This is a genomic window from Solibacillus sp. FSL K6-4121 (genome assembly GCF_038002585.1).
GTDB classification, from domain to species: Bacteria; Bacillota; Bacilli; order Bacillales_A; family Planococcaceae; genus Solibacillus; species Solibacillus faecavium.
In genome coordinates this window covers 890552-905000 of sequence record NZ_JBBOCS010000001.1, presented here as the reverse complement: position 1 = coordinate 905000, position 14449 = coordinate 890552, and the positions used below count along the sequence as shown (strand labels likewise).

Annotated in this window: 11 protein-coding genes, 1 tRNA gene, 3 rRNA genes and 1 other RNA gene (1 of these 16 only partly in view); 5 read left to right on the top strand and 11 right to left on the bottom strand. The window is 41.5% G+C overall.

Features of this window, described 5'->3' with window-relative positions:
* On the bottom strand, positions 1 to 110 hold the 5' end (the start) of the coding sequence (locus tag MHH95_RS04600; protein WP_340726590.1) for a DUF3888 domain-containing protein. The gene continues 688 nt to the left of window position 1, outside the view; 110 of the gene's 798 nt are visible here — the first part of the coding sequence; its start codon is at positions 108 to 110; its stop codon lies beyond the left edge, outside the window.
* A gap of 187 nt (positions 111 to 297) precedes the next feature.
* On the opposite strand from MHH95_RS04600, the gene MHH95_RS04595 reads away from it, so the two are divergent.
* Positions 298 to 711 (top strand): DUF3888 domain-containing protein, encoded by a 414-nt coding sequence (locus tag MHH95_RS04595; RefSeq protein WP_340726589.1) that lies wholly within the window; start codon positions 298 to 300, stop codon positions 709 to 711.
* Positions 712 to 928: 217 nt separating this feature from the next.
* Here MHH95_RS04595 and rrf read toward each other — a convergent pair.
* From rrf to ffs, 9 genes are all read right to left on the bottom strand, one after another.
* Positions 929 to 1044: ribosomal RNA gene (gene rrf / locus MHH95_RS04590) — 5S ribosomal RNA — on the bottom strand.
* Between the two features lie 82 nt (positions 1045 to 1126).
* Positions 1127 to 4055, bottom strand: a 23S ribosomal RNA gene (locus tag MHH95_RS04585).
* Between the two features lie 230 nt (positions 4056 to 4285).
* Positions 4286 to 5840, bottom strand: a 16S ribosomal RNA gene (locus tag MHH95_RS04580).
* The 16S, 23S and 5S rRNA genes sit together here, the layout of an rRNA operon.
* Positions 5841 to 6116: 276 nt before the next feature.
* On the bottom strand, positions 6117 to 6386 hold the full coding sequence (locus MHH95_RS04575; RefSeq protein ID WP_191701841.1) for a pro-sigmaK processing inhibitor BofA family protein: 270 nt from the start codon (positions 6384 to 6386) through the stop codon (positions 6117 to 6119).
* Positions 6387 to 6450: 64 nt separating this feature from the next.
* Complete coding sequence (locus MHH95_RS04570) at positions 6451 to 6666, bottom strand: YaaL family protein (protein WP_191701842.1); 216 nt, start codon at positions 6664 to 6666, stop codon at positions 6451 to 6453.
* Between the two features lie 15 nt (positions 6667 to 6681).
* Positions 6682 to 7278, bottom strand: a complete 597-nt coding sequence (gene recR / locus MHH95_RS04565) for a recombination mediator RecR (protein WP_191701843.1) — start codon at positions 7276 to 7278, stop codon at positions 6682 to 6684.
* Positions 7279 to 7346: 68 nt separating this feature from the next.
* Complete coding sequence (locus MHH95_RS04560) at positions 7347 to 7661, bottom strand: YbaB/EbfC family nucleoid-associated protein (protein ID WP_191701844.1); 315 nt, start codon at positions 7659 to 7661, stop codon at positions 7347 to 7349.
* A gap of 26 nt (positions 7662 to 7687) precedes the next feature.
* Positions 7688 to 9439 carry a DNA polymerase III subunit gamma/tau gene (gene dnaX, locus MHH95_RS04555; RefSeq protein ID WP_340726588.1) on the bottom strand — a complete coding sequence of 584 codons (1752 nt, stop codon included), beginning with the start codon at positions 9437 to 9439 and terminating at the stop codon, positions 7688 to 7690.
* Between the two features lie 152 nt (positions 9440 to 9591).
* An RNA gene (ffs, locus tag MHH95_RS04550) (signal recognition particle sRNA large type) lies at positions 9592 to 9859 on the bottom strand.
* A 156-nt stretch (positions 9860 to 10015) separates the two neighbouring features.
* Here ffs and MHH95_RS04545 point away from each other — a divergent pair.
* The 4 genes from MHH95_RS04545 (at position 10016) to MHH95_RS04530 (ending at position 13764) form a co-directional block, all read left to right on the top strand.
* Positions 10016 to 10108 (top strand) — tRNA-Ser (locus MHH95_RS04545).
* Between the two features lie 192 nt (positions 10109 to 10300).
* Positions 10301 to 11536 (top strand): ATP-binding protein, encoded by a 1236-nt coding sequence (locus MHH95_RS04540; protein WP_340726587.1) that lies wholly within the window; start codon positions 10301 to 10303, stop codon positions 11534 to 11536.
* Positions 11536 to 12414, top strand: coding sequence for a response regulator (locus MHH95_RS04535; RefSeq protein ID WP_340726586.1), 879 nt, complete (start codon positions 11536 to 11538; stop codon positions 12412 to 12414). Before MHH95_RS04540 ends, MHH95_RS04535 begins: the two co-directional genes overlap by 1 nt.
* Before the next feature lie 81 nt (positions 12415 to 12495).
* Positions 12496 to 13764, top strand: coding sequence for a cation:dicarboxylate symporter family transporter (locus MHH95_RS04530; protein WP_340727305.1), 1269 nt, complete (start codon positions 12496 to 12498; stop codon positions 13762 to 13764).
* Positions 13765 to 13810: 46 nt separating this feature from the next.
* Here the strand turns inward: MHH95_RS04530 and MHH95_RS04525 are convergent, their stop codons facing one another.
* Entirely contained in the window at positions 13811 to 14431 is a 621-nt protein-coding gene (locus MHH95_RS04525) for an RraA family protein (protein ID WP_340726585.1), read from the bottom strand.
* Between the last annotated feature and the right edge of the window lie 18 nt (positions 14432 to 14449).

Genomic DNA, 14449 nt, shown 5'->3' with positions numbered 1-14449 from the left:
TTTTCTGAGATTACTGTTAACTTCAAGGATTTTTCCGCAACCACCTGATCGTAATTAATGTGTAAACTAAGAAAAACAAAAGAAGATAAAATTACAAGCATATCCCGCATAGAACACTCCCTTAATATAGATTTAATTAATGAGTATTTTCCCCCGGAACCTTTAAATTATTCTTCCACTAAACTGTCCAGTAGTTGAAGAGACTTTAAAACCTTATGATATAAGCAGCACATACCTTATTCGAAAAAGGTGATAATACAATTAAATGATAAAGCTTTAAAGAGGTGTATTAAAAGAATGAAAAAGATGTTATCAGTTTTTATACTATTCCTGGCTCTTATTACTCCTTTTCAATCAACAACAGTTTCATCAAATAAACTAACTCATGATTCTGAAGAGCTTAAATTACAAGATATGCTTATGCTAATGCTTACTCCCTATATAGAAAAGGATTTGACTGAATATTATTATCCGGAGATTTCAAAGGCTTTTTCTCCTCATGTTACTCCATGGAAAATTGAATTAATTAAAACAAGAAGAAATCATTTTCGAGGCTTTCAAATGCAAATTACATTTGTTATTGAACCTACAGATGGCGGTCAGTATATTCCAGTAGGAAAGGATAGGATGACCTATGAAATATCTTCTGGACCTGAAGTTAAATTGATAAATCATACTCACCTAAAAACATATAAATATCCACCAGAATAAAAAAGTAAATTACCAGTTGTATTAAGTATAGTCTAAACCTTCCCGTTGTTTCGTCATTTCATAATACACCCAGACCTTCCATTTTTTATTTCCTCGGACAAAATTGAATGTAATAACATAAATCTTTTAAATACCCAACAACTACTTAAGTATCAATATTATAAAATAAATTTTTAAACAACAAAAAAACCACTGAAAATTCAGTGGTTTTGCGTGTGCGAAGCGACGTCCTACTCTCACAGGGGGAAGCCCCCAACTACCATCGGCGCTAAAGAGCTTAACTTCCGTGTTCGGTATGGGAACGGGTGTGACCTCTTTGCCATCATCACTTCACTATAGGGCTTCTTACGAAACCTGTAGAAAGAATCATTCTTTCAAAACTGGATAAACGTTTCATTGAGTTGTGCAATAAAATGTGGTTAAGTCCTCGACCGATTAGTATTCGTCAGCTACATGCGTCACCGCACTTCCACCTCGAACCTATCTACCTGATCGTCTTTCAGGGGTCTTACTTACTTGCGTAATGGGAAATCTCATCTTGAGGGGGGCTTCATGCTTAGATGCTTTCAGCACTTATCCCGTCCACACATAGCTACCCAGCGATGCCTTTGGCAAGACAACTGGTACACCAGCGGTGTGTCCATCCCGGTCCTCTCGTACTAAGGACAGCTCCTCTCAAATTTCCTACGCCCACGACGGATAGGGACCGAACTGTCTCACGACGTTCTGAACCCAGCTCGCGTACCGCTTTAATGGGCGAACAGCCCAACCCTTGGGACCGACTACAGCCCCAGGATGCGATGAGCCGACATCGAGGTGCCAAACCTCCCCGTCGATGTGGACTCTTGGGGGAGATAAGCCTGTTATCCCCGGGGTAGCTTTTATCCGTTGAGCGATGGCCCTTCCATGCGGAACCACCGGATCACTAAGCCCGTCTTTCGACCCTGCTCGACTTGTAGGTCTCGCAGTCAAGCTCCCTTATGCCTTTACACTCTTCGAATGATTTCCAACCATTCTGAGGGAACCTTTGGGCGCCTCCGTTACTCTTTAGGAGGCGACCGCCCCAGTCAAACTGTCCGCCTGACACTGTCTCCTACCCCGCTAAGGGGCATGGGTTAGAAGTTCAATACAACCAGGGTAGTATCCCACCGACGCCTCCTCCGAAGCTGGCGCTCCGGGATCTCTGGCTCCTACCTATCCTGTACAAGTTGTACCAAAATTCAATATCAGGCTACAGTAAAGCTCCACGGGGTCTTTCCGTCCTGTCGCGGGTAACCTGCATCTTCACAGGTACTATAATTTCACCGAGTCTCTCGTTGAGACAGTGCCCAGATCGTTACGCCTTTCGTGCGGGTCGGAACTTACCCGACAAGGAATTTCGCTACCTTAGGACCGTTATAGTTACGGCCGCCGTTTACTGGGGCTTCAATTCACAGCTTCGCTTGCGCTAACCGCTCCTCTTAACCTTCCAGCACCGGGCAGGCGTCAGCCCCTATACGTCACCTTACGGTTTTGCAGAGACCTGTGTTTTTGCTAAACAGTCGCCTGGGCCTATTCACTGCGGCTTCTCTAGGCTATGCACCCAAAGAAGCACCCCTTCTCCCGAAGTTACGGGGTCATTTTGCCGAGTTCCTTAACGAGAGTTCTCTCGCACACCTTAGGATTCTCTCCTCGACTACCTGTGTCGGTTTGCGGTACGGGCACCTCTCACCTCGATAGAGGCTTTTCTTGGCAGTGTGAAATCAGGAACTTCGCTCTAAAGAGCTCGTCATCACAGCTCAACGTTATAGTATGCGGATTTGCCTACATACACGCCTTACTGCTTGAACACGCGCAACCAACGGCGTGCTTACCCTATCCTACTGCGTCCCCCCATTTCTCAAACGGTGAGGAGGTGGTACAGGAATATCAACCTGTTGTCCATCGCCTACGCCTATCGGCCTCGGCTTAGGTCCCGACTAACCCTGAGCGGACGAGCCTTCCTCAGGAAACCTTAGTCATACGGTGCATGGGATTCTCACCCATGTTTCGCTACTCATACCGGCATTCTCACTTCTAATCGCTCCACCAGTCCTTCCGGTCTGACTTCAACGCTATTAGAACGCTCTCCTACCACGCATACTCAAAGTATGCATCCACAGCTTCGGTGAATCGTTTAGCCCCGATACATTTTCGGCGCAGCGTCACTCGACCAGTGAGCTATTACGCACTCTTTAAATGATGGCTGCTTCTAAGCCAACATCCTGGTTGTCTAAGCAACGCCACATCCTTTTCCACTTAACGATTACTTGGGGACCTTAGCTGGTGGTCTGGGCTGTTTCCCTCTTGACTACGGATCTTATCACTCGCAGTCTGACTCCCGTGTATAAATATCCGGCATTCGGAGTTTGTCTGAATTCGGTAAAGCGAGATGCCCCCCTAGTCCAAACAGTGCTCTACCTCCGGTATTCTCAATCACGAGGCTAGCCCTAAAGCTATTTCGGAGAGAACCAGCTATCTCCAGGTTCGATTGGAATTTCTCCGCTACCCACACCTCATCCCCGCACTTTTCAACGTGCGTGGGTTCGGGCCTCCAGTGAGTGTTACCTCACCTTCACCCTGGACATGGGTAGATCACCTGGTTTCGGGTCTACGACCACGTACTAATTCGCCCTATTCAGACTCGCTTTCGCTGCGGCTCCGTCTTCTCAACTTAACCTCGCACGTAATCGTAACTCGCCGGTTCATTCTACAAAAGGCACGCTATCACCCATTAACGGGCTCTAACTACTTGTAGGCACACGGTTTCAGGATCTATTTCACTCCCCTTCCGGGGTGCTTTTCACCTTTCCCTCACGGTACTGGTTCACTATCGGTCACTAGGTAGTATTTAGCCTTGGGAGATGGTCCTCCCGGATTCCGACGGAATTTCACGTGTTCCGCCGTACTCAGGATACACTCTGGAGGGAATGAACTTTTGACTACAGGGCTTTTACCTTGTTTCGCGGACCTTTCCAAGTCGCTTCGTCTAACTCATTCTTTTGTAACTCCGTATAGAGTGTCCTACAACCCCAAAGAGCAAGCTCTTTGGTTTGGGCTCTTCCCGTTTCGCTCGCCGCTACTCAGGGAATCGAATTTTCTTTCTGTTCCTGCAGGTACTTAGATGTTTCAGTTCCCTGCGTCTGTCCTCATCACGCTATGTATTCACGTGTAGATACTATCCGATTAAAGATAGTGGGTTCCCCCATTCGGAAATCCCCGGATCAAAGCTTACTTACAGCTCCCCGAGGCATATCGGTGTTAGTGCCGTCCTTCATCGACTCCTAGTGCCAAGGCATCCACCGTGCGCCCTTATTAACTTAACCAAAAGTTAACACTTGGATAAAATCCAAGATTTAAGTTTACACGTCAATTGCTTGACTTGTTACATTTCTATAAAATAGAAATTTGTTTTATTGCTTTCAATGTCGTTTTATCCAGTTTTCAAAGAACGAAGTTTTGAAGTATCTCATTCAATTAAGAATGAACCTTCAAAACTGAACAGCAAACGTTAATGTTTCATTCTCCATGAGAATGATTCCGAAATAATCCTTAGAAAGGAGGTGATCCAGCCGCACCTTCCGATACGGCTACCTTGTTACGACTTCACCCCAATCATCTATCCCACCTTCGGCGGCTGGCTCCATAAAGGTTACCTCACCGACTTCGGGTGTTACAAACTCTCGTGGTGTGACGGGCGGTGTGTACAAGGCCCGGGAACGTATTCACCGCGGCATGCTGATCCGCGATTACTAGCGATTCCGGCTTCATGTAGGCGAGTTGCAGCCTACAATCCGAACTGAGAACGATTTTATCGGATTAGCTCCCCCTCGCGGGTTGGCAACCGTTTGTATCGTCCATTGTAGCACGTGTGTAGCCCAGGTCATAAGGGGCATGATGATTTGACGTCATCCCCACCTTCCTCCGGTTTATCACCGGCAGTCTCCTTAGAGTGCCCAACTGAATGATGGCAACTAAGAATAAGGGTTGCGCTCGTTGCGGGACTTAACCCAACATCTCACGACACGAGCTGACGACAACCATGCACCACCTGTCACCGTTGCCCCCGAAGGGGAAACTATGTCTCCATAGTGGTCACCGGGATGTCAAGACCTGGTAAGGTTCTTCGCGTTGCTTCGAATTAAACCACATGCTCCACCGCTTGTGCGGGCCCCCGTCAATTCCTTTGAGTTTCAGTCTTGCGACCGTACTCCCCAGGCGGAGTGCTTAATGCGTTAGCTGCAGCACTGAGGGGCGGAAACCCCCCAACACTTAGCACTCATCGTTTACGGCGTGGACTACCAGGGTATCTAATCCTGTTTGCTCCCCACGCTTTCGCGCCTCAGTGTCAGTTACAGACCAGACAGTCGCCTTCGCCACTGGTGTTCCTCCAAATCTCTACGCATTTCACCGCTACACTTGGAATTCCACTATCCTCTTCTGCACTCAAGTTCCCCAGTTTCCAATGACCCTCCCCGGTTGAGCCGGGGGCTTTCACATCAGACTTAAGGAACCACCTGCGCGCGCTTTACGCCCAATAATTCCGGACAACGCTTGCCACCTACGTATTACCGCGGCTGCTGGCACGTAGTTAGCCGTGGCTTTCTAACAAGGTACCGTCAAGGTAGCGCCAGTTACTACGCTACTTGTTCTTCCCTTGCAACAGAGTTTTACGAACCGAAATCCTTCTTCACTCACGCGGCGTTGCTCCATCAGACTTTCGTCCATTGTGGAAGATTCCCTACTGCTGCCTCCCGTAGGAGTCTGGGCCGTGTCTCAGTCCCAGTGTGGCCGATCACCCTCTCAGGTCGGCTACGCATCGTTGCCTTGGTGAGCCGTTACCTCACCAACTAGCTAATGCGCCGCGGGTCCATCTTATAGTGACAGCCGAAACCGTCTTTCAACTTTCAAACATGTGTTTAAAAGTGTTATTCGGTATTAGCCCCGGTTTCCCGGAGTTATCCCAATCTATAAGGTAGGTTACCCACGTGTTACTCACCCGTCCGCCGCTAAATCAGAGAGAAGCAAGCTTCTCTCATCATCCGCTCGACTTGCATGTATTAGGCACGCCGCCAGCGTTCGTCCTGAGCCAGGATCAAACTCTCCATAAAAGTAGTTTGAAAGCTCATTTGCTTTGCTAGCGATTCAACTTAATTAAAAGTTGAAATCTATTGTTTGCTTCATTTAAGAAGCTTGTTTCATTAACGTTGCTTGTTCAGTTTTCAAGGTTCATTGCGCTATCTGTTATGACAACTTTTATATCATACCATTCATTCAATTGCTTTGTCAACAACTTTTTTGAATGTTTTTTTATAATGTGTTGTCGTCGTTGCGACTTATAATAATATATCACGATATTATTAAGTTAGCAATACTTTTTATTAATTTTATTTCATTAATATTAATAAACTAACACACATCACCCCAGGGAGACCTAAAACTGCAATCATCAGTACAGAGAAAAAATTAATCGGAACGTGAAAAAGAACACCGCTGGCCCCCATTATTAAATTACCTATAAATAAGACAACGATAACAGCCGCTATTTTAAACCAAAACCATGCAAAGTACTCCCATACTTTCCCGCGGCTCTCTTTGTTTAAGAAAAAAAGAAATAAGACAACAAAACAGATCATAGCTATAACTATGTATCGCATAGCACCATCCTTTTTTCATTTAGTGGTAACATATGCATCTGCTTCGATTCTTATTTCTAAAAGATTATTTAATTAATACACGACGTACACGTGCTTCTTTATATAAATAGTAATGGATGCTTTCAGCTTTTTTTCGTTCAGCAATTACATCTAGATTATAGTCGTCCGTTAATCCTTCAATTACTTTTGCATTTTGCAAAGTTCCCTTTGTCTCTTTAATAGAAGAAACTAACTTTTCATCGAATTCTTTTTTGAGCTTCCCTTTACGTGAAAATAACATCGTGCTTCCCCCTGCTTATAACTCTCGTCTTCCTTCTAATGCTTTCGATAATGTAACTTCATCAGCGTATTCCAAGTCCCCACCAACAGGTAAGCCATGTGCAATACGAGTTGTTCGAAGTCCGGATGGTTTAACGAGACGGGAGATATACATCGCTGTCGCTTCACCTTCAATAGTAGGATTAGTCGCTAAAATTAATTCTTGTACACGTTCATCGTGCAAACGCGCTAATAGCGAAGCCACATTAATATCCTCTGGTCCAATACCGTCCATTGGTGAAATCGCTCCATGCAGTACATGATAAAGCCCTTGATAGTCACGCATTTTTTCCATAGCAATAACATCTTTTGGATCTTGCACGACACAAATGGTAGAAATATCTCGTTGTTTATCTGAACAAATATGACAAGGATCTATATCTGTTATATGACCGCATTGTGAGCAATATAGTAAATTACGTTTTGCATCAATCAGTGCTTTAGCGAATGTTGATACTGTATCTTCTTTCATCGTTAAAACGTGAAATGCTAAACGGGCAGCAGTTTTAGGTCCAATCCCTGGTAATTTCATAAAGCTGTCGATTAGCCTGGATATCGGCTCTGGATAATGCATTCTATTCCCTCCTATAAAAAGGCACATCCCAAAGCTTGAGATGTGCTCTTATTTCTACATGTTTCAAATTAGAAAGGAAGGTTCATCCCTTGTGTGAATTTGCCCATTGTAGAATTTGTTGTTTCTTCTACTTTTTTAAGTGCTTCGTTCGTAGCGATAATAATTAAATCTTGTAACATTTCGATATCTTCTGGATCAACTACAGATTCATCTAAATTTACCTCCAACACTTGGCGCTGACCGTTCATTACAACTTTGACCATACCGCCACCAGCAGTACCTTCAAATAACTCTGCATTTAAAGCCTCTTGTGCTTCCATCATTTCTTTTTGCATTTTTTGCATTTTTTTCATCATACCTTGCATATTACCCATACCACGCATATTAATTTCCTCCTTTAAATGTTCAATTATTCTTCGATAACCTCAACAAAGTCTTTTCCAAATTGCTTTTCAGCTTCCGTTACAAGTGGATCTTGTGTTTCCATCATTTGAACTTCATCCATAGAAGAAGGCTCATCCGATAAATCGGTTGTGGCATCACCATCAGTCATTCCGGAATTTTTCTGATTTAACCCATTTTCCTGAATGAAACTTTCCCGAAGACGAACCCAAGCTGATTCCGGAATACATAATAGTTCATAATGTACCCCTACTTCAGACGCTATCCTTTGTGTAAACAATGAAACAAGAGCACTGTTGTCTGCTACCATTTGACAATGTATATCATACTTGAATTTTATCACAAAAGCACTTGCATTTGCGGCAACTGGCTCTGCATCTGCCAATAAAGCAGCATGTGACTTTTGTAAGCTTGATAAACTGATCGCCCAAGCCGATTTCACTTTTTGTAAATCTGTTTTTGTTGCTGTTTTTAAGACTTCTTGAATACGACCTGTTGGGGCATTGTATTGATTACCTTGTGGACGTACACGTTGACGAGGTTGCTCATTTTGTTGAACGGGCGCTCCTCCACCTCCACTTTGAAGTTGCTGTGTCAGTTGACCTAAACGATTTTCAAGTGAAGCCACTTTCCCTTCGATTGCAGGGTCTACTGCCGTTGCCCCTTGTGGTGATGCTTTATACTGCGCCATTTTTAGAAGTGCTGTTTCTAAATAAATTTTCGTGTGATGTGAAAAACGCATCTCTTGTTGCGTTTTCGCTAGAATATCGATAAAGCCATATAGTGTACTTGCATCAAAGTGCTCAGCTAAAGCTAAAAATTTATCTTCAGGTGCAATAAACTCCAATAGTTCCTCTAATGTACCGTCTGTTTTCAAAAGCAGTAAGTCCCGGAAAAATGTAATGAAGTCTTCAGCCAAACGTAACGGCTCTTTTCCATCTGCAATTAAATTTTCCACACTGCTTAGTACTTGTGCAACTTCCTTTTGTAAAAGTGAGTTGGCAATATCATAAAATGCATCTTGGCTAACAGAACCTGTTACAAGGAGTACATCTTCCAACTGAACATGCTCATTACTGAATGATACGACTTGATCAAGTAAACTTAGTGCATCACGCATACCACCAGCTGCAGCTTGTGCAATTGCTTTTAACGCTTGCTCATCGTATCCCATACCGATGTCTTCCAACACAACCTTCATACGCTCTACTATATCTATAGAAGAAAGTCGCTTAAAATCAAAACGCTGACAACGGGAAATAATCGTCGCTGGTAATTTATGCGGCTCTGTCGTAGCCAATATAAACACTGCATGCTCAGGTGGTTCCTCAAGTGTTTTTAGTAAAGCGTTAAATGCACTTGTGGAAAGCATATGCACCTCATCAATAATATACACTTTAAAGCGTGCATTCGCTGGGGCAAAGCGTACCTTTTCTATAATATCGCGCATTTCTTCCACTCTAGAGTTAGAAGCTGCATCGAATTCAATAGCATCCGTATGTGATCCTTCAGTAATACTTACACAGGTCGCACACTCATTACATGGCTCACTTGCTGGAGCATTTTCACAGTTTAAAGCTTTTGCAAAAATTTTCGCAGTACTTGTCTTACCTGTCCCGCGTGGACCAGAAAATAAATAGGCATGTGTCGTTTTGCTTGCAAGGAGAGCATTTTGAAGGGTCCTCTTCACATGTGTTTGCCCAGACATTTCACGAAATGACTGTGGTCTATAAACACGATAAAATGCTTGATACGTCAACCTTTCCCTCTCCTTTCGTAATAAAAATCTATAAATTTAGTATAGCACAAAGTAATAGGAAACTCTTTTGAAATCAAACGAATATACTTCATACAAATAAAAAAACGCACCCATCAAATTTTGATGAGTGCGTTTGAGTTGGTAAGTTAATACCGTGCACCTTTCTTCGACTGCCGCACATAAGCGTTACTCTTGTCGTTAGCTCGGGTTAGGCTACCCCGCGGCACATAAGTGATTCCACTTAATGCTGCTTCCTTCCGGACCTGACATGGTTCATGGGTACTTATTGCGCAGGACCCAACCGTCAACACTACGTGCAAAAGGCAGACCAAACAATACGGACAGCCTCAGAAAAGGAATTCAATCTTGCTAGAGCGGATTGCAAGTTACAGGGCACCGCTACCTCCCCATCTAGCACGGCAAGTATTAGTATACTAAGCAAGCAATAAAAATGCAATGATATGTCCCAATTAATTTTTACCATTTTAAAAAAATATCGTTTTTTTGCATAAATTTTATTGACGTGAAATTTATTTCGTGATAAATTAATCTTTGTCGAAAAGACAGCTTATATTTGGAGGTATACCCAAGTCCGGCTGAAGGGATCGGTCTTGAAAACCGACAGGCGGGTAACACCGCGCGGGGGTTCGAATCCCTCTACCTCCTCCATATTTTTAACATTATTCCGCTACAGCTATTGTGCGGTTTTTTTTATATAAAAAATCATTTAAGTACTATTTCTATCTGTTAGAAATAGTACTTTTTGTATTTATTTTTGCTTTTCAGGTACAATTAACTCTTAAAACAGGCTTTTAAAGGCGGTATATTACTTTGGAATCGACTCTACCTCGAATAAAATCAATGAATTTATTTCTCTTTATACTGCTTGTAGCGTGTTTAACGGCTATAGGTAGCGAAATAAAGTTTATTCCCTTTGAAGACGGACCATTTCGTTTTGGATTAGGGAGTATTATTTTTTTCTTTGTATTATTAACTCGACCATTGCCAATTTTATCAACAGGTCTTTTAACTGGAATAGTTGTTATTATTAGCCGATCGATATTGGACTTTTTAATTTACGGCCAAGATCTTGCTGTTCAACTACTTGAACATATACCGGCAGGATTTTTTTATATTACCTTTGCGCTATGCTTTAAACTAATTGCATTGGATGAAATAAAAAAACAACCGTTTATTCTTGGTTTATTAGGCGCATTATTTGAGGTTGTTTCCAATATGGTCGAGTATATTTTAACGGAAATACTCCTTGCCTCTGATCAAGAAACGTTAGTTATTTCTTTCTTACTGTTTAGCGTAGTTGGATTATTACGTAGTTTTTTCGTTGTCGGTATCTATAGCATTATTACTATGTCGGAACAGAAAAAGCAGTTAAAGCAACTGATGACCATTCATTCCGATTTATATGTTGAAGCACTCTATTTACAAAAGACAATGAATCAAATTGAACAACTTACCGCAAATAGTTATCAGCTTTATAAAAAGCTAAAAACAACCGAAGAAAAGCATGCGTTAGAAGCTTTATATATTGCCCAAGAAATTCATGAGGTTAAAAAGGATCATGAGCGCATTTATGCAGGTCTTTCAAAAATTACAAATCAAAATTATCCATCCAAATTCTTATTAACGGATATTTTAGCTTTTATTGTAGAAGCTAATGAAAGCTACGCAAAATATTTAAATAAATCTATTTCGTTTACACTAATATGTCCAGAAGATTTTGTAACAAAAAAGCATATTGCCCTTTTTGCTATTTTAAATAATTTAGTGGCAAATGCCGTAGAAGCAATTGAAAAAAGCGGGTTTGTTACGGTAAGTGTTACGGTCGAAAAAGAAACGACAACTTTTATCGTAGAAGACAATGGCATTGGCATCGAAGAATCACTTATTCCTGTTATATTCGATCCAGGCTATACATCGAAATTCAATGAACAAGGACAAGGCTCCACAGGAATTGGTCTGTCTCATACAAAAACAATTGTCGAAAACCTAGAAGGAAAAATTCACATAACGAGTGACACTTCAACTTGCTTTATTGTACAAATTCCTTCTAAAAATATTCAAAAGGAGATTTTCTAATGCGTTATTTTATAGTAGATGACGACCGGGCAAGTCGGGCGATGCTTAGTAATATTATCAACGACTGTGAACTTGGGACTGTCATCGGAGAGGCAAAAAACGGTCTTGATGCAATTCCTCAAATTTTAATGATGCAACCGGAATTCGTATTAATCGATCTATTAATGCCTAAGTTGGATGGTATTGAAACAATTGAACGCCTTTTGCAAAATGGATTTAAAGGCCACTTTATTATGATTTCGCAAGTGGTCAATAAAGAAATGGTGGCAGATGGCTATTCAAAAGGGATTGAATTTTTCATCCATAAACCTATTAACAAAGTTGAAGTGCAAATGGTCTTAAAACGGACGACAGAGCAATATTTATTGAAAAATTCTCTTGAAGTTATCCGCCAATCTTTAACAAATTTTAATATTACAGAAGTGACTCATACTAAAAAAACAACACGCGAACATATACAGTCCATCTTAAATGATATGGGGATTGTCGCTGAAGTTGGCAGTGAGGATATTATTAAAATAATTGAACAACTGTTAATTGAAAAGCATAAAATCGCTCCCCTCCCTCCGTTAAAAGAGGTCTATGAACGTGTAGCAATGCTGACGAAAAATACACCCGATGACATTTTAAAAGAGAGTAAAGCGATAGAACAGCGTGTGCGTCGAACGATATTAGCTGCCATGATTAACTTAGCCAATATGGGAATTGTCGACTATACAAACTCTGAATTTGAATACTATACTCCCCGCTATTTCGATTTAACCGATATCCGGTATTTGATGAAGCAAATTGAAAATAATGACCAACGAAAGGCAAAGGTAAATATCAAAAAATTCATTCAAGTATTATATTCTGAAATTATTAGTAAAGTTGATTAGTCGGATTTTGTCGGATTTTGTAGGTATGCAATAAAATTAATTTTAGGCTAGTCCTGAATCTAAATTTTTAGGGGGAACTATATTTTGAAAAAGCTAAAAATTAGTTTAGCTGCTCAAATTTTAATCGGTCTTGTACTTGGTGTTATCGTTGGGGCAGTATTCTTTGGTGACGAAAATGTACAATCATATTTACAGCCACTTGGCGATATATTCTTAAACTTAATTAAGATGATCGTGGTACCGATTATTATTTCGACACTAATCGTTGGTGTTGCCGGAACTGGTGACATGAAGCAATTAGGTCGTCTTGGCGGTAAAACACTTATTTATTTTGAAGTTATTACAACAGTAGCCATTGTTGTTGGTTTATTAGCAGCAAATCTATTCCAACCAGGTGCTGGAATTGATATGAATGAGTTGCAGCAAACAGATATTTCTTCTTATGTAGAAACATCAGAACAAGAAGAAGCAAAAGGAACTTTCCAAATCATTGTTGATATTGTACCAAAAAATATCATCAACGCTATGGCTGAAGGCGATATGCTTGCAATTATCTTCTTCTCTGTAATTTTCGGTTTAGGTGTAGCAGCCATTGGAGAACGAGGGAAACCTGTACTCGCATTCTTCCAAGGTACAGCAGACGCCATGTTCTGGGTAACAAACTTAGTAATGAAATTCGCACCAGTTGGGGTATTTGCACTTATCGGTGTAACCGTTTCCAAATTCGGTGTAGAATCCCTTATTCCGTTAGGTAAATTAGCCATTTTAGTATATGCAGCAATGATTTTCTTTGTAATTGTTGTATTGGGTATTACAGCCCGTATTTTCGGTATTAATATTTTTAAATTGATTCGCATGATTAAAGATGAGTTATTACTGGCATTCTCTACATCTTCATCAGAGACAGTATTACCTCGCATTATGTTAAAAACAGAAAAGATGGGTGCACCAAAGGATATCGTATCATTCGTTATTCCAACAGGTTACTCATTCAACTTAGACGGCTCGACACTTTACCAGGCAATTGCAGCACTTTTCATTGCTCAAATGTACGGTATCGAACTTTCAATAGTAGAACAAATTACATTAATGTTTGTATTAATGGTAACATCTAAAGGGATTGCCGGTGTTCCTGGGGTATCATTCGTAGTACTTCTTGCAACATTAGGATCTGTAGGTATTCCACTTGAAGGTTTAGCATTCATCGCAGGTATTGACCGTATTCTTGATATGGCTCGTACAGCTGTAAACGTAGTAGGTAACACATTAGCTGCACTTGTTATGGCAAAATGGGAAAAACGTTTCGACGAGAAGCAATTTGCCGAGTATCAAGCTGCAAACTTAAAATAAAGATATGAAAACGCCGTAGTGAGATACAACACACTACGGCGTTTTTTTATTTTACAACTTTCGATAAGTAAGCTCGTATGGATGCTTCGCCATTATGTAAAGCTTCATGTTCCCGCGCTTCATCCTTTGCCACTTTTGCTTCTGCAGCTTCTATTATCTGATGGATATCTTTTTGTGGAATGACAATTACCCCATCAATATCACCAACGATATAATCACCATTTTGAACGGCCACTCCACCTACTGATACAGGTCCCCCAACCGTACCACCGCCATGTTTATTACCTGCTGCTACTGTTGTTCCTAATGCAAATACAGGAAAATTAATAGCTCGTGCAGCTGCTAAATCCCGTATGACCCCGTCGACTACAAATCCCTGTACTCCGACGCCTTGTGCAAGCTGCATGACGAAATCACCTGCAACTGCACGATTTGTATTACCCTTTGCATCGATAACTAAAATATCTCCCTTTTCTGCTTGACTAATCGCTTCCAAAACAGCCCCGTTTTCCCCGTCCGGTAATCGTACCGTTAGTGCACGTCCCGCAATTTTAAAATGATCGGCCAGCGGTTTAATTGATGCTGCAACATTCGTATGCCCCCCTGTTGCATCGGAAATTGCCGTCGTTGGTAAAACAACTAATCGTTCTACTATTCTTAAAGTCATATTTCCATCCCCTTTTCG

What these genes read in the sequence shown, in the direction of transcription:
- MHH95_RS04570 (WP_191701842.1), bottom strand. Translation starts at nt 6,666, where the DNA reads ATGTTATTTTCACGTAAAGGGAAGCTCAAAAAAGAATTCGATGAAAAG.
- MHH95_RS04595 (WP_340726589.1), top strand. Translation starts at nt 298, where the DNA reads ATGAAAAAGATGTTATCAGTTTTTATACTATTCCTGGCTCTTATTACT.
- MHH95_RS04535 (WP_340726586.1), top strand. Translation starts at nt 11,536, where the DNA reads ATGCGTTATTTTATAGTAGATGACGACCGGGCAAGTCGGGCGATGCTT.
- recR (WP_191701843.1), bottom strand. Translation starts at nt 7,278, where the DNA reads ATGCATTATCCAGAGCCGATATCCAGGCTAATCGACAGCTTTATGAAA.
- MHH95_RS04525 (WP_340726585.1), bottom strand. Translation starts at nt 14,431, where the DNA reads ATGACTTTAAGAATAGTAGAACGATTAGTTGTTTTACCAACGACGGCA.
- MHH95_RS04540 (WP_340726587.1), top strand. Translation starts at nt 10,301, where the DNA reads ATGAATTTATTTCTCTTTATACTGCTTGTAGCGTGTTTAACGGCTATA.
- MHH95_RS04575 (WP_191701841.1), bottom strand. Translation starts at nt 6,386, where the DNA reads ATGCGATACATAGTTATAGCTATGATCTGTTTTGTTGTCTTATTTCTT.
- MHH95_RS04560 (WP_191701844.1), bottom strand. Translation starts at nt 7,661, where the DNA reads ATGCGTGGTATGGGTAATATGCAAGGTATGATGAAAAAAATGCAAAAA.